15 protein-coding genes are annotated in these 22510 nt (G+C 35.0%); 12 read left to right on the forward strand and 3 right to left on the reverse strand.

The genetic code is table 11. The features are described 5' to 3' along the window. The first annotated feature begins 138 nt into the window (after positions 1 to 138). The 4 genes from DM444_RS19405 (at position 139) to DM444_RS19420 (ending at position 3961) form a co-directional block, all read left to right on the forward strand. On the forward strand, positions 139 to 1203 hold the full coding sequence (locus tag DM444_RS19405) for a Gfo/Idh/MocA family protein (RefSeq protein ID WP_111289710.1): 1065 nt from the start codon (positions 139 to 141) through the stop codon (positions 1201 to 1203). Then, positions 1200 to 2780, forward strand: a complete 1581-nt coding sequence (locus DM444_RS19410; RefSeq protein ID WP_111289712.1) for a sodium:solute symporter — start codon at positions 1200 to 1202, stop codon at positions 2778 to 2780. The genes DM444_RS19405 and DM444_RS19410 overlap by 4 nt, the downstream gene beginning before the upstream one ends. 279 nt (positions 2781 to 3059) lie before the next feature. Continuing rightward, complete coding sequence (locus DM444_RS19415; RefSeq protein WP_111289714.1) at positions 3060 to 3401, forward strand: type II toxin-antitoxin system HigB family toxin; 342 nt, start codon at positions 3060 to 3062, stop codon at positions 3399 to 3401. Further along, positions 3401 to 3961 (forward strand): helix-turn-helix domain-containing protein, encoded by a 561-nt coding sequence (locus DM444_RS19420; RefSeq protein ID WP_111289716.1) that lies wholly within the window; start codon positions 3401 to 3403, stop codon positions 3959 to 3961. Before DM444_RS19415 ends, DM444_RS19420 begins: the two co-directional genes overlap by 1 nt. A 56-nt stretch (positions 3962 to 4017) precedes the next feature. Here the strand turns inward: DM444_RS19420 and DM444_RS19425 are convergent, their stop codons facing one another. Continuing rightward, positions 4018 to 4233 carry a helix-turn-helix transcriptional regulator gene (locus DM444_RS19425; RefSeq protein WP_111289718.1) on the reverse strand — a complete coding sequence of 72 codons (216 nt, stop codon included), beginning with the start codon at positions 4231 to 4233 and terminating at the stop codon, positions 4018 to 4020. A 163-nt stretch (positions 4234 to 4396) separates the two neighbouring features. On the opposite strand from DM444_RS19425, the gene DM444_RS19430 reads away from it, so the two are divergent. After that, positions 4397 to 4600 (forward strand): SymE family type I addiction module toxin, encoded by a 204-nt coding sequence (locus DM444_RS19430; protein WP_111289720.1) that lies wholly within the window; start codon positions 4397 to 4399, stop codon positions 4598 to 4600. Positions 4601 to 4661: 61 nt separating this feature from the next. Here DM444_RS19430 and DM444_RS19435 read toward each other — a convergent pair whose 3' ends face one another. Then, entirely contained in the window at positions 4662 to 6032 is a 1371-nt protein-coding gene (locus DM444_RS19435) for a phosphatidylserine decarboxylase family protein (protein WP_111289722.1), read from the reverse strand. Positions 6033 to 6323: 291 nt separating this feature from the next. On the opposite strand from DM444_RS19435, the gene DM444_RS19440 reads away from it, so the two are divergent. Beyond that, complete coding sequence (locus DM444_RS19440; protein ID WP_111289724.1) at positions 6324 to 7244, forward strand: hypothetical protein; 921 nt, start codon at positions 6324 to 6326, stop codon at positions 7242 to 7244. 66 nt (positions 7245 to 7310) lie between these two features. On the opposite strand, the gene DM444_RS19445 is transcribed toward DM444_RS19440, so the two are convergent. Beyond that, positions 7311 to 8525, reverse strand: a complete 1215-nt coding sequence (locus tag DM444_RS19445; protein WP_111289726.1) for an MFS transporter — start codon at positions 8523 to 8525, stop codon at positions 7311 to 7313. Between the two features lie 100 nt (positions 8526 to 8625). Here DM444_RS19445 and DM444_RS19450 point away from each other — a divergent pair, with 100 nt between their 5' ends. The 6 genes from DM444_RS19450 (at position 8626) to DM444_RS19475 (ending at position 22387) form a co-directional block, all read left to right on the forward strand. Next, positions 8626 to 9444 carry an AraC family transcriptional regulator gene (locus tag DM444_RS19450; protein WP_111289727.1) on the forward strand — a complete coding sequence of 273 codons (819 nt, stop codon included), beginning with the start codon at positions 8626 to 8628 and terminating at the stop codon, positions 9442 to 9444. Positions 9445 to 9909: 465 nt separating this feature from the next. After that, positions 9910 to 12096, forward strand: a complete 2187-nt coding sequence (locus DM444_RS19455; protein ID WP_111289729.1) for an alpha-L-rhamnosidase-related protein — start codon at positions 9910 to 9912, stop codon at positions 12094 to 12096. A gap of 258 nt (positions 12097 to 12354) precedes the next feature. Next, entirely contained in the window at positions 12355 to 14031 is a 1677-nt protein-coding gene (locus tag DM444_RS19460) for a glycoside hydrolase family protein (RefSeq protein ID WP_111290141.1), read from the forward strand. Positions 14032 to 14162: 131 nt separating this feature from the next. Next, complete coding sequence (locus DM444_RS19465; protein ID WP_111289731.1) at positions 14163 to 15287, forward strand: glycoside hydrolase family protein; 1125 nt, start codon at positions 14163 to 14165, stop codon at positions 15285 to 15287. Positions 15288 to 15445: 158 nt separating this feature from the next. Continuing rightward, positions 15446 to 18775, forward strand: coding sequence for a glycoside hydrolase family 2 TIM barrel-domain containing protein (locus DM444_RS19470; protein WP_111290143.1), 3330 nt, complete (start codon positions 15446 to 15448; stop codon positions 18773 to 18775). A 225-nt stretch (positions 18776 to 19000) separates the two neighbouring features. Then, positions 19001 to 22387, forward strand: a complete 3387-nt coding sequence (locus DM444_RS19475) for a glycosyl hydrolase (protein ID WP_111289733.1) — start codon at positions 19001 to 19003, stop codon at positions 22385 to 22387. Positions 22388 to 22510 lie beyond the last annotated feature (123 nt).

Genomic DNA, 22510 nt, shown 5'->3' on the forward strand with positions numbered 1-22510 from the left:
CACGAATTATTTTTTGAAAATCTTTGCGATTATTTTTTCGAATTAATTCGAATAATATAACATGCAGATTTTAAAAAAATAATTCGTGAATTCGTGGCTAAAAAAAAAATAACTATCAAAAAACTAAAATAAAAACTAATGTTAAAAATAGCTATTCTGGGACTTGGAGAAGGACGAAGCACAATGTCGGCTGCTATAGAAAGTTCAAAACTAGAACTCGTGAAAATATGCGACCGAAACGAAGAATTGTGTAAACAACGAGCAAAAGAATTCGATTTTCATTCGTACACCACCAATTACGACGATTTGTTAAACGATTCATCAATTGATATTATTGCGATTTATACGCCCGATCATTTGCATGCGCAACATGTAAAACAAGCTTTATTAAGTGGAAAATATGTCGTTTGTACAAAACCGTTTATCGATGATCTTTCTGATGCAAAAGAACTCTTAGAATTAAGCAAATCAACAGGAAAGAAAGTTTTTATCGGGCAAAGTTCACGTTTCTTTGAACCAGCTAAAAGACAAAGAGCCGATTATGAAGCAGGATTAATTGGAGATTTAATTACAATTGAAGCACAATACCACGCCGATCACAGATGGTTTTTAAAGAAAGAATGGTCGCTTTTGCAATCGTTTAAATGGTTGTATGGAGGTTTGAGTCATCCTGTAGATTTTATCAGATGGTATTTGCCAAACATACAGGAAGTAATGGGTTACGGAATGATTAGCAGTAACGGACAAAATGCAGGATTAAAAAATGAAGATACGATGCATTTTATCTTTAAAGCAACCGATGGAAGAATTGCCCGTGTAAGCGGTGTTTACACTTCGCCGACTCAGCCAGCGCAACGCGACAGCGGAATGAGTACAATTCTGCGAGCTACAGAAGGCGCTAGCCAAGCCGATTATCATGAATTACGTTATGCCGTTACAGATAAAACGGGCGAAGAAAAAGTAATTACTTGGGGCGATAGCACGATAAAATATTATTTCCGTTTTGAAGGACAAAGTCATCATGGCGGGGAATATCAGAATTATTTAGAATATTTTGTAGATAGCATCGACCAAGGTTTTGAAGCGTATCCAAATATGGAAGAAGGAATTGGAACTGTGGCTTTATTGCAAGCAATGGACAAATCTTTGCAAACTGGAATGCCGGTTAAAATTGCCGATATTCTTAACGAATACGGACTATGAACAGTATCTACGATAAATTAACCACGCTCGATTTTGTAATTGTTGCCGGTTATTTAGTGGCTTTATTAGTCATTGGATATGTGGTAAGTATGAAACAGAGAAAGAAAAACGAAACGCTTTTTCTGGCCGGAAATTCATTAAACTGGTACAGCATCGGGTTTAATATGTGGGGAACCAATGTTGGGCCTTCATCCTTATTGGCTTTTGCGAGTATTGGTTACGCTACGGGAATTGTAGCAGGAAATTTCGAATGGTACGCTTTTGTATTTTTACTGCTTTTGGCAATGGTTTTCGCACCAAGATATATTGCGAGCAAAGTAAGTACGATGCCCGAATATATGGGAAAACGCTACGGTGACAGTACGCAGAATATTTTGGCTTGGTACGCTTTGGTAAAAATATTAGTGAGCTGGCTGTCTTTAGGATTATTCAGCGGAGGCGTTTTAGTACGTCAGATTTTGGGAATTCCAATGTGGCAGAGCGTAACGGTTTTAGTAATTTTCTCTGGAATTTTTACGTTTGCAGGAGGATTAAAAGCGATTGCTAAAGTGAATGTTTTTCAGATGATTCTGCTGATTGTAGTTTCATTGACACTTTCCTTTTTAGGCTTGCAAAAACTGGGTGGAATCGATGTTTTAATTGCTAAAACACCTTCAAACTTTTGGAATTTAGTCCGTCCTTCTGACGATGCGCATTATCCATGGCCAGCTATTTTGTTGGGATATCCTGTTGCTGCAGTTGCTTTTTTCTGTACTGATCAATCGATGGTGCAGAGTGTTTTGGGAGCTAAAAATTTGGAACAAGGACAATTGGGCGTAAACTTTATTGGGTGGCTAAAAGTAATGGCTTTGCCGTTGTTTATTCTTCCCGGAATTTTGTGTTATGCCTTATATCCAGAATTAGGAAGCAATTCTGATCTAGCTTATATGACAATGGTTACGAATCTTTTCCCAAGCGGAATGAACGGTTTAGTAATCTGCGTGATGATTGCGGTTTTGGTGGGAACAATTGGTTCTTCTTTAAACGCTTTGAGCACCGTTTTTACGAATGATATTTATGTAAAGAAAATAAATCCAACGGCGACGATTCAAGATCAAATTAAAATTGGCCGATTAACAATTGCTGCTGGATGTGTTTTTGCGATTCTGATTGCTGTTGCGATTGATAATATTAAGGGACAGAATTTATTCAACATTTTTCAGGCGGTTTTAGGTTTCTTGGCGCCTTCGTTATCTGTTGTTTTCCTTTTGAGTGTTTTCTGGAAACGCACTACAAAAAAAGCGGTAAATGCAACACTTTCTTGGGGTTCTGCTTTTAGTTTGTTTGTTGGGGTTTTGTATCTATGGATTTTTCCTGCCGATAAATATCCTGCTTGGCCTCACTTTTTATTGATTTCGTTTTACATTTTTGCTGTGCTTTTAATTACAGCCGTTATTATTTCTTTAACTGATAAAAATCCTGAAGTTAATGTTTCAGATGAAACGGATATTCCTAAAACTAGTAAAAAGGTGAAGCTTTTGTTTGGTTTGTTGGGGTTGGTGATTTTGGTTTTGTATTTGGTTTTTAATGGGAATTAAATTCTCTTCGAACTCTTATAATTTTAAAAACGCTTCTTTGATAAAAGGAAGCGTTTTTTTATACTTTTTAAAAATTAACACATAATATAATAATTTAAAAAAGAAGGTAAATACGTGTTAAAAATTGAAATAAAATTGTAAGTTTGTTTTTATCGATAACTTTTTTTGAATAAAGAAAATAGAAATCTTTCGGTAAAATTTAAATGGATTTAAAATGAACTATAAAGTAAAAGTTCGGTTTATATAAGAACTTTTAATTATCTTTGCTAAGTTGGTATTATGAGGATTATTGGGAAAAAGACAATTTTAAAAATTAAAAAGAAAAATATAGGTAATAAAAAGTTATGCGATGAAATTGATAAGTTAATTGTTGATTTAGAAAGGTTTAATTCTAATGAAAATACTATTGACGAAATTAGAAATGATGCAGATTGTGTGCACAACGACGGTTTTTATTTCTTCAATATCAATATCCATAGAACACTTATATTAATTGAGTTTGATGATGATGGCGAGGCTACAATTGTATGGGCAGGAACGCATCAGGAATATGAATCAACATTTAAAAATAACAAAGCAACTATTGAAAAATGGTTACGAAAAAATAACTATGTAGAATAATGAAAACACATTTTGATATAGAAAAAATAGTAGAAATAGGTGTAATCACAAACGAACTAGATTATGAAAGAGCTCTTATTGCTGACCGAAAATTAAGGCTTTTGGCGAAAGATAATTCACATTTTAAAAACTTAAGATCTAGTTTGCGTGACATAATTGAGAAGTATGAAAATTCAGAATGGAATGATGTTTATAAAATTGATGATCAAAAAATTTTAGAAAGTGATAAATCTGAGCGCATAGCAGAACTAGAGAGATTGTTTCTTGAAAATAGAAAACAAATAATAAGGAAGAAACTCAAAGAACTTGAATTGACTCAGGAAAATCTGGCTCTAATTTTAGGTCATAAAAGCAAAACGTATATGTCTGAACTTATGAATGGTATTAAACCATTTACTTTGAGAGATTTAATAGTGATAAATCGATTATTAAAAATAGAAATAGCGGTTTTGATTCCAGTATTCCTTTCAAAAGAAGATCAAGCTAAAGTACAAGAAGCTGTAATAAAATTAGGTAAACCAAAGGTAAAGCTAACCAGCGCTGATTTAGTATTGTCGTAAACTTTTAGAATTTTAAACTCATTAAAAAAACGCTTTCCCAATAAGAAAGCGTTTTTTTATGATTTATTTCCAGTAGAAACCAACAACTCCCGAATATCAACCTTCAAATATTTAGCAACCTCATAAAGCGTTTCAATAGAAGGCTGATATTCATTAGTACACCAACGCGAAACAGTCGATACCGTTTTACCCAGATGTTTGGCTAATTCCTTATTGCTTCTATTGTTTTCAACTAAAACAACCTTTATTCTATTTAATTTAAGTTTCGACACAATGTTGATTTATTGATATTTTATGCAAATATCTTATAATTTAAATATAATAAAAAGTATAATATGGTTATTCAAAAGTGCTATGAAATTATAATTTAGTTTTTAAATATCACATTTTGTAGTAAATTTTTTACTATTTTTGTTTCAATGAAATAAAAATAAAATGAAACTATCAGCGACAAGACGATTAAAAATACAGCCAAAACATATGGCAAGATCATATCATCGATACGTTATATTTCCAGAAATTCGTCTTTGCGGAAAATGGCTTCAGAAAATCGGTTTTAATTGCGGGAATTTCGTAACGATTGAACATCAGCAAAATAAAATCATTATTACAACCAATAATGAAATTGAAATAAAATAAAAAAACACACAGCTTTTCAATCTAGAAAACTATGTGTTTTTTTATGAAAACAAAATGCCTTTTAAAGCACTTTTGCTATTTGTGTGTTTACACGAATGTTATTAGGAGCGTCCAAACCTGGTGTTTCGTAAGTGGTGAACTCTAAATTTACACCTGGTCTAAAAAGCAGACAGTGTGTTGATCCTCCAAAATGAAACATACCCAGTTCATCGCCTTTTTTCACAATGTCACCGGCTTTTACTGTTATCTGACAGCTAGAAACCTCTGCCATACCCACAGGTATTACACACATAAGTCCAATTTCGGGATTATCAGCTTCAATAAATATAACAGCTCTGGTGGCAACAGCAGTTAAAAAAGGTTGAGAATTGTTCGGCGCACTAGAGTCGGCTCCTGCTGGATTGTAGAAACCTTGATATAGATTTTCTAAATAATAAGAGCCATTTACAATAGCCGTTTTGACGATTGTACCGTTTACAGGACTGTGCCAGCGGTGATAGCTCAAAGCACTTAAAAAGGCCTGATAAACTGTTCCTCCATCAAATTGAGGCGCTAATTCATCAAAATTCATCATATTTTCTAACGAATAAGGCTGTCCTTTTAACCAAAATTGATCCGACAATGATACATTAAAAGCTACTTGTAAAGGAGCTGATTCGCAGGTGTTTACAATAATTGAATCATCATTAGGTCCAGTAACAGGGCGTACATTTGGGCAAAACAATCTCGTGAAAAAATCGTCCCAGCTTTTGAAACCATAATATGTATCTGAAGGATCTGATTGGAAAACATCAGAAAATGTCGCATTTGGCGGAATAGGATTCTCTTCTAAACCTAATGCCCCTTGGGCAACTTGCATCATTTCAGACTGTGCTACTTCGCTCAACCAAGCAATTACGTTTTCTGATGGATCATTTTCAATTAAAACATATCTGGAATCTTCTGTAACCAAAAAATTAGACCAGTAGTTTAATATTTTTTTTAGCTGCTGATTGACCAGAGCGTTTGAAAAAACATCATAACCAAAATTGGTCGCCATTGGCCAAGCCAAAAGGGCATTAATAGGAAAACCAATCATGCCCGCAGGCGATTGACTTCCAGAAGCACCAGTTTGGTAAGCTTCCGGAGCGGTTTGCATGATTCCGTTGAGCAAAACAAGGAAATCCTCAAAAGTCATTGGCTCTGGTTCCCAAATTAAGGGAGTCTGTTGTTTTAAAAAATATGCTTCGGCAAACATTCCCTGTACATTCGCATACAAAACAGGATCTGAATACACTAAATTCTGAAATTCGGCAATTTCTGGAATAAGCGGTGTTGGATTTTTTTGAGTTAATTTCTTGATTTTTAAAATCCAATCTTCAATAATTTGTGGGCTTTGTGGTAACCAGCCTCCCAACAATTGTTTAGCTTTAATAAATTCTGTTGTTTCCATAGTCTTTTAGGTTAAATTCATAACGAAGGTATTTTAGAAAACAATTCGGAAATTTTAATTTGTTGCAAGAACGCTTTTTTTTGGTACAAGAGCTTGTTTTTCTGTCATAAGAGTTCATATTACTGATGCGAAACTAATTTTTTGAGTAAAAGAATAATTACTATTACTGTAGATAAAAAAATTACCAAAATATTTTAAAGTAGTATTAATATTACTTTTAGTAGTAATTTGTAGTATTTTTATTATATTTGCGTCGTTTTTAAAACATTGTTTAACGATAAAAATAGAATCATGTCAAAAACTATATTGGCAATCGTAGTCTTTTTTACAGTAAGTATTGGTAAGATTACATCACAGAATCAAAAAATTTATGTCACTCGTGTACAAAAAGAAGACAATAGTGTAGAGTTTAATTATATTAAATCTATACCAGGAAATTATTTTCTTGAGTTTGATTTAGAAAGCGTAACGAATACGGAGGATATTTATGCATTCAAAAAAACTTATAATTTAAATTTAGAGGCTAATTCTGGTACACTTTTTAAATTGTATCCTATAGATAAAAATAGACAGATATATTGTTCTTACACTTATAGTTACAAAAAAGGTCTTATAAAGCCGGAGGTAGATAATTCTGTTGTTTACTATCTGCCATTTAAAGAGAATAAAAATGTTGAAGTATATGAGTCTTTCAGATACAATGTAAGTCCAGAAATATGGAAAAATTATGGTGTTTATTCTAAAAGCAAAGATACTATATGTGCCATGAGAAAGGGAATAGTTACGGATATTAAAAAATTTCCAGTGACAGAAAATGGTCAAACCGTTTTCAGGACAGAAGTTATAGTTGATCATGCTGACGGAACTAATGCATCATATATTGGTATAGATGAAAAATCAATGGCTGTGAGAGTGAATGATCTTGTTCTTCCAGGTTTTAGAATTGGGGTAATGGACGATGTTGTAGATGATGATAAAAATCACAATTTTAAATTCAATGTTTATTATTTCTCTGATGAAGAAATACAAGGTTTGGACGGAAAAAGCGTTAAAATAGTTGAAAGATCAGTGTTCCCAATCTTCTATACAGCTGAAGGATATCTTAATTTAGTAACTGATAAAAAATATACAGTCAAACATCTAGATGAAATTTTCTTCAAAGAGTTGAACGCTCAAGAAAAAGAAAAATACCAATCTCAGTACAAAAGTTAATAACACAATAAAACAAAAAATGCTCCTTATTTTGGAGCGTTTTTTGTTTTTAGAAGATTTTAAAAATTAATTTTCAGCTTTCTTTTTCTTCTCCAAATTAGGTAAGAACCCAGTAATAATACCAATTAAAGGCAGAAAAGCACAAATCTTAAATACATATTCAATACTTGTGGCATCAGCAATTTTTCCTAAAACTGCAGAACCTAATCCGCCCATTCCGAAGGCAAATCCGAAGAAAAGACCAGCTACTAAACCAACTTTTCCTGGCATTAATTCAGTTGCGTAAACCAAAATCGCAGAAAAAGCAGAAGAAAGGATCAATCCGATAATTACAGATAAAGTTCCAACCCAGAATAAAGATACATAAGGCAGCATCAAAGTAAATGGCGCAACTCCAAGAATAGAAACCCAAATTACATATTTTCTTCCAAAACGATCGCCAATTGGTCCACCAATTAAAGTTCCTGCAGCAACAGCTCCAGAGAACAAGAATAAATAAACTTGTGATTGCTGAATTGAAATATGGAATTTATCAATCAAAAAGAAAGTGTAGTAACTCGTAATACTGCTCATATAGAAGTATTTAGAGAAAATTAAAACCAATAAAATGATTAATGAACCAATTACACGATTTTTAGATAAATGATGAGTTTCAATTTTTGCAACTGTTTTATTGGCATTTCTTTCAGATAAATGTTCTGTATACCAAATTGCAATTCTGTACAAAGTAAAAACTCCAATTAAAGCAATAATACAAAACCAAGCCACATAACTTTGTCCGTTCGGAATAATGATAAAAGCAGCTAATAAAGGTCCGATAGCACTTCCTGCATTTCCTCCTAATTGAAAAATAGATTGTGCTAATCCCTTTTTACCGCCTGAAGCCAAATGCGCTACACGAGAAGATTCTGGATGAAAAATTGAAGATCCAATTCCGATCAAACTTACAGATAATAGTAAGAAAACAAAATTTGTAGCAATTGAAACTAGAAATAATCCAGTCATTGTAAAACACATTCCGATTATTAACGAATATGGTTTAGAATTTTTATCTGTATACATTCCAACAAATGGCTGAAGGATTGAAGCCACAATTTGGTAGGTAAAAGTGATGATTCCAATTTGAGTAAAGCTCAGTCCGAAATTGTCTTTAATAAGTGGATAAATTGACGGAACTACAGCTTGTAAAAGGTCATTAATTAAATGCGAAAAGCTGATTATAAAAAGTATTGAATACGTTGTTTTTTTAATTACTTCTGGTTGTACTTTAACGGTTTCCATGAGTGTTATTTAGGTTAATGGTATTTTTTAAAATTACAGCTGTATTAATTTTTTACAAAATTGAAATAAATTAGAATGTCAAAATTGCTATATTTGGACAATGAATAATCAAATTCGGACATATCGAATGGCTCAGGATTATGGATATCAAGTTGATCCATCAATACCTGTTATAGGTTATACAGAAACGGTAACCAACGAAATGTGTATTTCACATTCGCATCCAAGAGGGCAATTGATCTACGCTACACGTGGCGTAATGAATGTTGTTGTAGGTAATCATATTTGGGTTGTAAATCCGCTTCAAGGCTTGTGGCTTCCGGGCGGAGTAGAGCATCAAGTTACTTTTCAGAAAGATGTAAGTTATTATAGTGTTTTTGTTGATCCGTCTGTTATGGAAGGATTGCCAGAAAATAGTTTCTCATTTGATATTCCTATGTTTTTAAAACAGTTGGCTTTTAAAATCATTTCTTTTGGAACAAGCGGAAACTTAACAGATTCTCAATTAAGAGTTATTGGCGTTTTTTTAGACGAACTCGCATTAATTGTTCCAAGTGCTACTTTTTTACCAACTACAAATAACGAAAGGCTTCAGAAAGTGGTTGAACTTTTAATGAATGATATTGCTAGTAAGCAAAACATCGATTACTACGCCGAACTTTCTTTTATGAGTAGTAGAACTTTATCGCGTTTATTCATCAAAGAACTCGGAATGAATTTCAGCGATTGGCGTACGCGAATGAAATTATTGGAAGCCATTAAAAGATTAGGCGAAAAACAATCTATAAAAGAAATCGCTTTAGATTTAGGTTACGAAACGGCCAGCGCTTTTATTTATATGTTTAAAAAACACTTAGGAACAACACCTTCTAACTATATTCTGGAAGATGAAAATGAATCTGAAAAAATGATTGCTTAGATTCTTAGCTTAAATTAGAACGCTGATAAAATGGATTTACTTCGTAAAGACGCGGATTGACACGGATTTTTTTCTTTAGTTTTATCCAAAATAGCCACAATCATTGTCATTTCGACGAAGGAGAAATCTCCACGAGAAGCTCGACAAAGATTGGACTTTCGTTACGGAATTACTTGCGAAGATTTGCTTCGCCTGTTCGCTATTACTCGACTCTCCTTCGTCGAAATGACAAAAATGCGCAAATAAATAAAATCCGTTTTCATCCGCGTCTTCATGATAACAAATCCGTTTCATCAGCGTCCCATAAAATTGTAACATCATTTTTTTTAGTAATAAAAAAGTGATAAGCCGTAATTTTTCCCTTAAAAAATTATCAAAAAGTGTTGTTTTTTATGAAATTGCAGGATAGTGCAGGGTGTGAAATGTAAAGAGAACATTTATCTTTAGTCCCAAAATATACTAACTATGCTAAACCGCTTTCCTATTTTTAAGACTTTATTTCTTTTTGTTGCCCTTTTTTGTTGTTCGCCATCATCAGCACAAGAAAAGCCAAAAGAAGCGACATGGATCTGGTATCCAGGAGATTTCGAAGTTTGGTTAAGCAATAAAATGCAGGTAAGACGTACAGAACGTGAAGCGGTATTTCCTCCACTTTGGCAATATTACAGTCCTTTTGCCTTGGTCACTTTTCAGACAGAAGTAGATATTCCAAAGCCTGACGAAGTAAAAATTTTCTCAGAAGGACCTTTTCAATTACTTTTAGATGGCGTTCAAATTTACGGACAGCCAAAATCAATAAAAATTCCTGCTGGAAAACACAAAATTTCTTTTAAAGTTTACAATCAGGAAGTATTGCCGGCTATTTATATTTCAGGTCAATACGTTAAATCTGATGCTTCTTGGAAGGTAACCAACGAAGATAAACTTTGGATTGATGAAACTGGAAAAGCACAACAATCTGGTACACCTTGGGTTCCTGTTGGTTCTTGGAATTTTAATTCGCCAGAAAATAAACCTTCTGGATTTAAATTAACAACCAAACCTTTAAGTGCGAAGAAAACCGAAAAAATAGGATCTGGCCAATTGGTAGATTTTGGAAAAGAAACTTTTGGTTACATTAAAATTCACGGTTTAAAAGGAAAAGGAAAACTAGCACTTTATTACGGTGAATCTCGTGAAGAAGCGCTGGATTCTGCTAAATGCGAAACTTTAGATCATTTATCTTTTGATGGAAAACAGCCTGAGACCTACACACACGACGGATCGAAAGCATTTCGTTATGTTCAAGTTCAAGCAGATGCAGGAATAAAATATGATTCTATTTCAATGCTTTATGAATATTTACCATTAGACTATCGTGGTGCATTCAAGTCTTCGGATGAACAATTGAATCAAATTTGGGATGTTTCGGCTTACACGATGCACTTAACCTCTCGCGAATTTTTTATAGACGGAATTAAACGTGACCGCTGGGTTTGGTCTGGCGACGCTTATCAAAGTTATTTAATGAATTATTATTTGTTCTTTGATTCGGCTTCTGTAGAACGAACATTGTTAGCACTTCGCGGAAAAGATCCCGTAACGGCTCACGTCAATATTATAATGGATTATTCGCTGTATTGGTTTGTAGGTGTTTACGATTACTACTTACATACAGGCGATACGAAATTCATCAAAACTTTTTATCCAAGAATGAAATCACTTATGGATTTCTGTTTAGAAAGAAGAAACAAAAATGGATTCTTAGAACCGTTAGAAGGAGACTGGGTTTTTATTGATTGGGCTGACGGACTTCCAAAATCGGGCGAAGTTAGTTTTGAGCAAATGCTTTTAGCCAGAAGTTTAGAAGCGATGGCTGTAAGTGCTGAAATTGCTGGTAAAAGTGAAGATCAAAAACAATATCAAAAATTAGGAAATGATTTAAAAACGAAATTATTTGATGTGTTTTGGGATAAAAAAGAAAACGTCATGAAGCACCAGCGCATCGACGGTAAAATCCAAAATATTGTAACCAGATATGCAAATATGTTTGGCATTTTCTTCAATTATTTTACTGAAGAACAAAAACAAAGCGTAAAAAATAAAGTATTGCTCAATAAAGATGTTCTTCAAATCACAACACCGTACATGCGTTTTTACGAGTTGGAAGCGTTGTGTGCGATGGGCGAACAAGATTATGTTTTAAAAGAAATGAAAGATTATTGGGGCGGAATGCTGAATGAAGGCGCAACATCTTTCTGGGAAGAATACAATCCGAACAAAAAAGGAACGGAACATTTAACGATGTACGGTCGTCCTTACGGAAAAAGTCTTTGTCACGCTTGGGGTGCAAGTCCGATTTATTTATTAGGAAAATATTATTTAGGTGTAAAACCAACCGCTCCGGGATATTCAGAATATGAAATCAAGCCAAGTTTAGGAGATTTAAAGTGGATGGAAGGAAAAGTACCAACACCAAACGGAGAAGTTGCCGTGTATTGCAGTACCAAAGAGATCAAAGTAAAAGCAGGTGAGGGTGAAGGAAAATTGATTTTTGAAAGTGCCAGCAAACCTAAAACAAATTCAGGGACAATTACAGAATTAGCTAAAAATAAATATCAATTGATTTTAAAACCGAATGTGGAATATAAAGTGAGTTATAAGGCTTTGTGAGTTATGAGTTATGAGTGATTAGTGATTAGTGATTAGTAATTAGTAATAAGCCGCTAGTTTATAACGTCTAGTTTGTCATTCCGAGGAACGAGGAATCACACTCGTAACCACAAAGATTGTCACGTCAGTTTTGTCATTTCGACGAAGGAGAAATCTCCACAAGTAGCTCCACAAAGATTGTCGAATATTGTTGCGGAATTCTAGTGTGATTCCTCCTCCGTCGGAATGACAAAAAAGTCAATAAAAAATAAAAAACCAATGTTTTCAAAAAGTAAAAAATACAATTTCAAATTAAAAACCGCATTCTTAATGCTCTTAACTGTCTGCATCCAAGCCACAGCACAAACCAATCCATGGAAACCAGCATCATTTGAAATTGTAAAATCCAATTACAAAACTTTCAAAACAACGCAATATGCACACGTTTTTTCAGGAAGCAAACACAATATCGTTCGTTTAGCTCCAGAATTGCAAGGATTAACAGGCGTTGAACTTCCTTTAGATAAATATAAAAACGGAACCAATTCGCCATTACAATTAAAATTTAAAGAACCTGTTACGGTTTTGGTTGGTGTTTTTCAGGATAAAAATGCGGAATATCTTCAGGCAGATAAACTTCAAAATGCCAAATTAATTTTAGAAAACGGATTGACGATTACAGGCTTATCGTCAGTAAATGTATATGCGGTTTCTTTTTCAAAAGGAATACAAACATTTAATCTAGGAAAAGGATTATTTGCAGTTTTAGGAGTTGTAAAAGCTTCTGAAAAACTAGAATCAAGAAATGCTAATTTTCCTGACGGAAAACTTTGGAATCCAACTTTTATCGTTGAAGGATTTTCAGATGAAAAACCACTTTTCGAAATTATCGGTGGAGAAAACAAACCCGTTATTGATGAAGGAATGTCAGGAACAGAAGAAATTCAAGGAGGTTTTGAAGGCGGACGTGTGGTAAAAGTTGGCGATACCTATCATATGTTTCCAACGGAAAGAGCAGGAGAAAAAGGTGTTGATTATTATTATGATCGTGTAAAAACCAAAATCGGACACTGGACAAGTAAAGATGCAATCCATTGGAAAAGAGAATCTACAATCTATCAAGCCAGTGGAACGTATGCCGTTACCGAAGATGATAATCCAATGAATGATCGTCGTGCAGCAATTTGGTCGTATATGCCAATTTTCAACGAAAAAGCAAACAAATGGTATGGCTATTATTTGGCGTATACTGTTAGTAAAGAAATAGAACCGAATCACTCTTTCGGAAGAATCTGGCGTTGCGAGTCGACTGTTGACGGAATCAACGGAATTGGCGGCCCTTATAAAGATATGGGAATTATTATGGAACCGGGATTAGATTCTCAGCCTTGGGAAGGACGTCAGGGCGTTGCTTCGTTTTTTCCGTATCAAGTCGGCGATAAATATTTCGGATTTTACAGCGGTGCGTATCCGTTTAATTCATGGGCAGATTATCCGAAGAAATCAGGAAAAGGCTGGTTTGTGGCTTTAGCCGAATCCAAAAGTTTAGAAGGTCCTTGGTTGAGAATGAACAAAGGTCTGGAACCAATTAAAACCATGCATCCGTTATTCGTAGAAAATCCAATTGTAAGTCAATTACCAAACGGAATGTACATTGCTATTTTCGATGGAGGTCCAGACGGCTGGGGACATCATTTACCAAATATGATTGCGTATTCATTATCAGCAGACGGAATTAATTGGGCAGAAGCACATTATTTACCAATCGAAACCAAAGTAGATAAATGGTGGGATATTATGAGAACACCTTTGTGTTTAATCCCAGAAGGGAATGATGTTTACACAATCATATATAATGCAATCGACTTGAAGAGAAGATTTCATCCAACAGGAATGCTAAAAGTCAAACTGAATAAAGACGTAATGGAATCTAAATTAAAAGAATTGAAAAAATAATTTCACGCAGATTTAAGCAGATTATTAATTGATTTTTATCTGCGTCCATCAGCTAAAATCTGCAAAATCTGCGTGAAACAAAAAATAAAAAACTTAGAGCCTTAGCGCCTTCGTGGCAAAAAAACATAAAAATGAAAATTAAATACCTAATCCTAACCATTTCAGCACTTGCCATAACAGGTTGTGCCACTAAATACAAAAAAAGAGAAATCACAGACAGCGTAATGAAGGAGATTTACGAAGAAATCAAAACGCCTTATAAATACGGTTTGGTGATGGTTCCTACTGACAACTCATACAAAATGGACTGTCCAAGTGTATTTAGGAAAGACGGTAAATGGTACATGACGTATTTAATTTATGACGGAAGAGGTTACGAAACCTGGCTTGCGGAAAGCGACAATCTTTTAGATTGGAAACATCTAGGAAAAGTAATGTCCTTCTCAGAAAATGAAAAACATTGGGACGTCAACCAAAAAGCAGGATATATTTCGTTACAAGATTTAACTTGGGGCGGAAGCTACGAATGGGAAAAATATGATGACAAATACTGGATGAGTTATTTCGGCGGAGACAGCAAAGGTTATGAAGCAGGCGTTTTATCAATCGGAATGGCGTATACCAAAGAAGCGCCAACAAAACCGCACGAATTCCAGAAATTAGAAAATCCGGTTTTAACACCAAAAGACAAAGACGCCAAATGGTGGGACAATAGTACAATGTACAAAAACAGTGTAATCCGTGACAAAGATAAACTGACAGGACACAATTTTATTATGTATTATAATGCCCGTGGCGATAGTATCAATCCTGCTAAAGGTGCTGAACGTATTGCGATGGCGGTTTCAAACGATATGAAAACATGGAAACGTTATGGCGACAAACCGTTAATCAATCATCATAAAGGAATCTCGGGAGATGCTTATATTCAGCGTATTAATGATACTTGGGTGATGTTTTATTTTGGAGCTTTTTGGACGGGTTGGAATCAAGGTGCATTTAACCGTTTTGCTGTTTCGAATGATTTAGTAAACTGGACAGATTGGAAAGGCGACGATTTAGTTAAATCATCTGAACCTTACGATGATATGTTTGCGCATAAATCATTTGTGGTAAAGCATGATGGTGTAGTCTATCATTTTTATTGTGCCGTTAACAAAGCAGAACAAAGAGGAATCGCCATTGCAACGTCTAAAGATTTAGGAAAAAGTAAATTGAATTTTGTGGCACCGCCGGAGAAAAAGAAGAAAAATTAAGTATAGAGAATTAAGTATTAAGACCCAGTTTGTCATTTCGAGGAACGAGAAATCACACTCGTAACCACAAAGATTGTCGATTATAGTTGCGGAATTTCTAGTGCGATTCCTCCTTCGTCGGAATGACAAAAAAACGAATAAAAAAAAATATAGAATTAATGTCCAAACCATTTCAAATAAATAACTTTTCAAGGTTTCGATTTTCGATACCAAAATCGGTATTCACATTTTTCATTTTATTTCTAACATCTTACACAACTCACGCCCAATCCGTAACAGGAGAACCTGCGGGAGTTCCTGAATTACATAAAAAGTACCAGTTTGCTCCGTGGGAAGATCCAACAATAACAAGCATCAACAGACAACCGTCAAGAGCAACTGCTTATTCTTATGCTTCTGTTGAAGACGCTTTAAAAGGCGACAGAACCAAAAGCAGAATCCAAATGTTAAATGGCGATTGGGATTTTAAATATGCTGTAAATCAGAAAGAAGCTTCAAAGGATTTTTACCGAAATAAAGTATCTGGCTGGGATAAAATCGAAGTACCATCAAATTGGGAAATGAAAGGTTATGATAATCCAATTTACAAAAGTGCCGTTTATCCGTTTCGACCAATAAATCCGCCTTATATTCCTAAAGATTATAATGGAGTTGGTTCTTACCAACGCAGTTTTACCGTTCCTGAAAATTGGAAAGATATGACCGTGACTTTACATTTCGGAGCCGTAAGTTCAGGTTTTGAAGTTTGGCTAAACGGGGAATTTTTAGGTTATGGCGAAGACAGTTTTCTGCCATCAGAATTTGATATTACACCTTATTTAAAAGCGGGAGAAAATGTAGTTTCTGTTCGTGTAATTCGTTGGACAGATGGTTCTTATTTAGAAGATCAGGATCACTGGCGCATGAGCGGAATCCAGCGTGAAGTTTTTATTATGGCCGAGCCGAAATTGCGTATTCAGGATTTCTTTGTTCAAACCAAATTAGACAAACAATATACAGATGCGATTTTTAAACTGCGACCGAAAGTAGAGAATTTGACAGGAGAAAAAATCAAAGATTATACGATGAATGTTCAATTGTATGATGCTAATAATGTAGCAATCTTCAAAGAACCGCTTCAAAGACCTGTAATTGATTTAATCAATGAAAGTTATCCACGACTGGATAATGTCCGTTTTGGATTCTTCCAAGAAACCATCAAAAATCCTAAAAAATGGAGTTCAGAAGAGCCGAATTTATACACGATGGTCATTTCGATAAAAGATAAAAACGGAAATGTTACCGAAGCCAAAAGCTGTAAAGTGGGTTTCCGTTCGATTGAATTTTCGAAAGAGAATGGCAAAATGCTCATCAACGGAAAAGAAACCTACGTTTATGGCGTAAACCGTCACGATCATCATCCAACAAGAGGAAAAGCGGTTACGAGAGAAGACATCAAGCAAGATATTACCACGATTAAAAAGTTCAATTTCAACTTTATACGTACGAGCCATTATCCAAACGATCCGTATTTCTACGAATTATGCGATCAATACGGAATCATGGTAATGGATGAAGCGAATCAAGAAACTCACGGAATTGGCGGAAAATTAAGCAACGATCCGCTTTGGACAAATGCTTATATGGAACGAATGATTCGAATGGTCGAAAGAGATAAGAACCATCCATCGGTTGTAATGTGGAGTTTAGGAAACGAAGGAGGAAAAGGGCCAAATCATTCGGCAATGTCAGGCTGGGTTCATGATTTCGATATTACACGTCCAGTTCATTACGAACCAGCGCAAGGAAATGCCAAATTAGACGGATATATTGATCCGCTTGATCCGGGATATCCAAAAACAATTGATCATGCTTATCGATTCGAAAATCCGCAGGATGATTCGTATGTTGATATGGTTAGCCGTTTTTATCCGGGCGTTTTCACACCTAAATTTTTAGTAGATCAAAAGAAAGATACACGACCAATTATTTTTGTGGAATATTCTCATGCGATGGGGAATTCAGTTGGAAATTTAAAAGAATTATGGGATGAATTCCGTTCGCTTCCAAGAGTGATTGGAGGCTGTATCTGGGAATTTAAAGATCAGGGAATCGTGAAATTTGATTCCAGATCTGGTCAGAATTATTTTGCTCACGGAGGAGATTTTGGAGAAAAATACCACGACGGAAACTTCAATACAAAAGGAATTGTAGATTCTAACGGAAAACCAAAAGGTTCTATTTTTGAGAATAAATGGGTGTATCAACCAGCGATTTCGACTTTAAACGGAAATCAATTAGAGATCAAAAATCGTCAGGCCGTTAAGTCTTTAGAAGGTTATATTCCGGTTTTAAAAGTTTTGGAAAACGGAAACATAATCAAAACTCAGATTTTAAAACCATTAAAAGTAGAAGCAGGACAATCAACAACTTTAGACATCAGTTCTTATCTTCCAAAAATGAAAGCGGATGCCGAATATATTTTAACTATAGAATTCCAGCTTTCAAAAGAGGAACTTTGGGCTTCAAAAGGTTACGCTGTCGCGGAAGATCAGTTTCTGCTGAAAAAGAAAGAAGCCGTTTCTCCAGAATCTAAAAAAGAAACGCTGAACGTTTCTGAATCAGATTCTGATTTTAAAATCAAAGGAAAAACTTTTGATATTACGATTGGAAAAACAAACGGAGCTTTAAGTTCTTATATTTTTAACGGAGAAGAACAAGTTTTTGCACCGTTATTGCCAAACTTCGTAAGACCGCTTACAGACAACGACAAACGCGGATGGAAATCTCAAAAACTATTGAAACAATGGTACAAAGCAAAACCAAAATTGGTCAACATTGCAATTGATAAATCGGCTTCAACAATTAAAATCACAAGTAATTATGAAGTGATAAAAGACAGTGCCAACGTAAATGTGGTTTACAACATTTTGCCAAACGGATTAATAAAAGTAGATTACAGTTTAAAAGCATCAGACAAATTGCCAAACATTCCAAAAATCGGGATGCAGATGGGAGTTCAAAGAAAATTCGATCAGATTTCATGGTACGGAAAAGGAGAATTAGAAAATTACAGCGATAGAAGTTTTGGTTCTTTTGTTGGGAAGTATTCGCTTCCAATAAATGACTTTATCGAACATTATCCAAAACCACAAGAAAACGGAAACAGATGTGATGTAAGATGGATGGCATTAAGTACTCCGCAGAAAAACAAAGGATTTTTAGTAGTAAACGATTCAAAAGTTTTAAGCATGAGCGCATGGCCATACACGCAAGAAAACTTAAGTTCAGCAGGTCATACATATGATTTGAAAGATCCAGGATTTTTAACAGTAAACATCGATTTAATCCAGATGGGAGTGGGAGGAAACGACAGCTGGACGATTGTTGCACAGCCATTAGAACAATATCAGATTAAGTCTGGAAATTATCAATATAGTTTTTATTTAAAGCCTTTTGACGGTTCAAAAACTGAATTAGAAAATAGTTTGAAGAAGTTTAAATATTAGTAATTTATAATTAAAAATTAAGAATTAAAAATTAAAAGGCATAGTTTGTCATTTCGACTGAAAGGAGAAATCACACGCGTATGTCGACAAAGATTGGAGAAGTACGTTGTGGAGTTTCGAGTGTGATTTCTCCTTTCAGTCGAAATGACAAAAAAAATGCCATATATCAAACCCGACAGGTTTCAAAAACTTGTCGGGTTTACAAACGAAATAAAACAAAGAATAATGTTTCAAAAAAAACACCTCTTTTTTATCCTTCTTTTGGCGAGTTTCGTCTCTGCACAGGAAATCCATAAAAAAGAATCTTTTCAACCAACATTAGAATCCTCAAGACCTTGGGTATATTGGTATTGGATGAAATCGGCGTATTCTAAACCCGGAATTACAGCCGATTTAGAAGCCATGAAACAAGCCGGAATTGCAGGCGCTTATTTAATGACTATTAAAGGGCCGGCAAATCTGCCATTGATAGATCCGCCGGTTTTACAGTTGACGCCAGAATTTTGGGATATGATTCATTGGGCTTTTAAAGAGGCAGATCGTTTAGGCTTAAAACTGGCTTTTCATGGGGCTGACGGATTTGCCGTTGCAGGAGGTCCGTGGATTACTCCAGAAATGTCAATGCAGAAAATAGTTTGGTCAACAACTGAAATTTTAGGAGCAAAGAAAATAGCGCTAAAATTGCCAGTTCCAGAACATTATAAAGATTATTATAAAGACATTGCAACTTTTGCGATTCCGATAAAAGAATATCAAATTACTTCGCAGATACAACTGCCAAAAGTAACGACATCAAACAACACAGATGCATCTTTTTTGGCTGATCCTAAAAAAGACGAAAACTTCAAGTTTGCCGATGCAGGCTGGATTCAGTACGAATTTGCACAGCCTTTTACCTGCAAATCTATTGTAATAGAAACCAAAGGAAGAGATTTTCAAGCACAACGTCTGATTGTGGAAGTGAGCGATGACGGAATCAATTTCAGATTCCACGAAAGAATGATCGCACCACGTCACGGTTGGCAGGATATGGATTTCCCGAATACACATACTATTACGCCCGTAAAAGCAAAATATTTCAGATTTGTTTATGATCCAAAGGGAACAGAACCTGGAGCAGAAGATTTGGATTTTGCCAAATGGAAACAGAATCTGAAAGTGAGTAAAATAACCCTTTCGAATCAGTCTTTGATTAATAATTACGAAGGAAAATCAGGAGCAATTTGGCGTTTGACTCCTCAAACTACAGAAAAAGAAATTCCAAATTCTGATGCATTTAAAAAATCAGAAATTATCAATATTTCGAATTTTGTTGATGCCGATGGAAATTTGAACTGGAAAGCGCCAAAAGGAAAATGGAAAATTATTCGAATGGGACATACTTCGACAGGACATGAAAATGCAACTGGCGGAGCAGGAAAAGGACTGGAAGTAGATAAATTTAATCCAGAATTAATTCGTTTTCAATTGGATCATTGGTTCGGAGAAGCTGTTCGTTCAGCTAGTCCAGAACTGGCTTCAAAAGTTTTAGAAATTCTGCATTTTGACAGTTGGGAATGCGGAAGCCAAAACTGGTCTTCGGTTTTTCAGGCTGAATTTAAAAAGAGACGTGGTTACGATCTTGTAGATTATCTTCCAGTTATGGCGGGAATTCCGATAGAAAATGCCGATTTTTCAGAGAAAGTTTTATACGATGTTCGCAAAACAATTGCCGATTTAGTAGCCGATAATTTTTACGGAACTGTCGCTCAAATTGCAAAAGAATACAACGTTAAGTTAAGTTCTGAAAATGTCGCACCAACAATGATGAGTGATGCTTTGCTGCATTATAAATATGTCGATTATCCAGGTGGCGAATTTTGGCTGAAAAGCCCAACCCACGACAAACCTTTTGATATGGTCGATGCTATTTCGGGCGGACATATTTACGGAAATGATATTATTCAGGCAGAATCTTTTACGGCTCTGCGTATGGATTGGGACGAACATCCCGGAAACTTAAAAACGACGGCAGACCGAAATTATGCTTTAGGAATCAACCGTTTATTCTATCACGTTTTTGTACATAATCCATGGACAGACAGAAAACCGGGAATGACTTTAGATGATATCGGAACTTTTTTCCAAAGAGACCAAACGTGGTGGAAACCCGGAAAAGCGTGGTTTGATTATTGTCAAAGAGTACAGTTTCAATTGCAAAAAGGGAAACCTGTAATTGATTTAGCGGTTTTTATTGGCGAAGATTTTCCTTCACGTTCTTTTGCGCCGGATCGTTTGGTGCCATTTATTCCGAATGTGTTTGGAAAAGTAAGACTCGAAAGCGAGAAAATCCGTTTAGAAAATGAAGGTCAGCCAACGGCTAAAATGCCAAAAGAAGTTACTTATTCTAAAAATATCACCGATTTATCACAGTGGATTAATCCGTTAAATGGTTATCAATATGATTCATTCAATGCTGATGTTTTAATCAAAAGAGCGAAAGTGGTAAATGGAAAAGTAACTTTTGAAGGTGGAATCGAATACGGTGCTTTACTTTTTCCGGGAAGTCATAAAATGGCACCGAATAAGATTTTATCTTTGGCTTCCGCCGAAAAAATCCTGCAGTTGCTAAAAGACGGTGCAACCATTTTTGTGGATGAAAAACCAAATATTCAGCCAGGAATTCAATCAGAAGCCGATCGAAAGAAATGGCAGATTATAATTGATGAAATCTGGAATAACGCCAACTCATCTTCATGGAAAATCGGAAAAGGTACGGTTGTAAAACTGCCATATTTAGGAAATGATTTTACTTCTATCGGAATTGCTCAAGATGTTTATTTTCCAAATTTAAATAGATCTGATTCAGAAACATTAGCTTGGGCGCATCGTAAATCGGAGACGGAAGATGTTTATTTTATTTCGAATCAAAAAGAGGAAAAGCGTTCTTTTGAAGCTTCTTTCAGGATTACAGGAAAAGTACCGCAATGGTACAATCCCGTAACTGATAAAATTTCGGCTTTAGCCAATTGGAAAATAGAAAACGGAAGAACAATTGTTTCGATAACATTTGATGCCGACGAATCTGGTTTTGTGATTTTTAAAGAGGAAACCAAAGAAGTTTTAGCAAAAGGAAAATCTTCTGAATTTGAAACCGTTCAGACTTTAGATGAAAACTGGGAATTACAGTTTGATCCGAAATTTAAAGGTCCGAAAGAAGTCGTAAAAACAAAGAAACTTTTTGACTGGAGCACTTCTGAAAATGATCAGATTAAGTATTATTCAGGAACTGTGGTTTATAAAAAAGAGTTCATCTGGAAAGGAAAAGATACTAATAAAATCTGGTTGGATTTAGGAGAAATTGCCAATATTGCCGAGATTAAAATCAACGAAAGAGATTGTGGAACGCTTTGGACTTTCCCTTTCAAAACTGATATTTCAAAAGCTTTGCAAAAAGGAAAAAATTCGATAGAAATTAAAGTGACAAATACGTGGGCAAATAGATTAATCGGCGATCAAAAACTGCCAAAAGAAGAGAGATTGACATGGACAACAGCACCATTTCGATTAGAAGGAGAAACGTTGTTGAAAGCGGGATTGTTAGGGCCGGTAATTATTGTAAAAGAAAAATAAAAGTTAGCCACAGATTAAAGGATTATTTGGATTATCACTCTGAGCGAAGTCGAAGGGCGCTTCAATTGGAATCGGGCTTCGACTTCGCTCAGCCTGACATAACTAAAACTAATAATCCTTTTT

This window comes from Flavobacterium ginsenosidimutans (genome assembly GCF_003254625.1).
In the GTDB taxonomy this organism is placed as follows: Bacteria; Bacteroidota; Bacteroidia; order Flavobacteriales; family Flavobacteriaceae; genus Flavobacterium; species Flavobacterium ginsenosidimutans.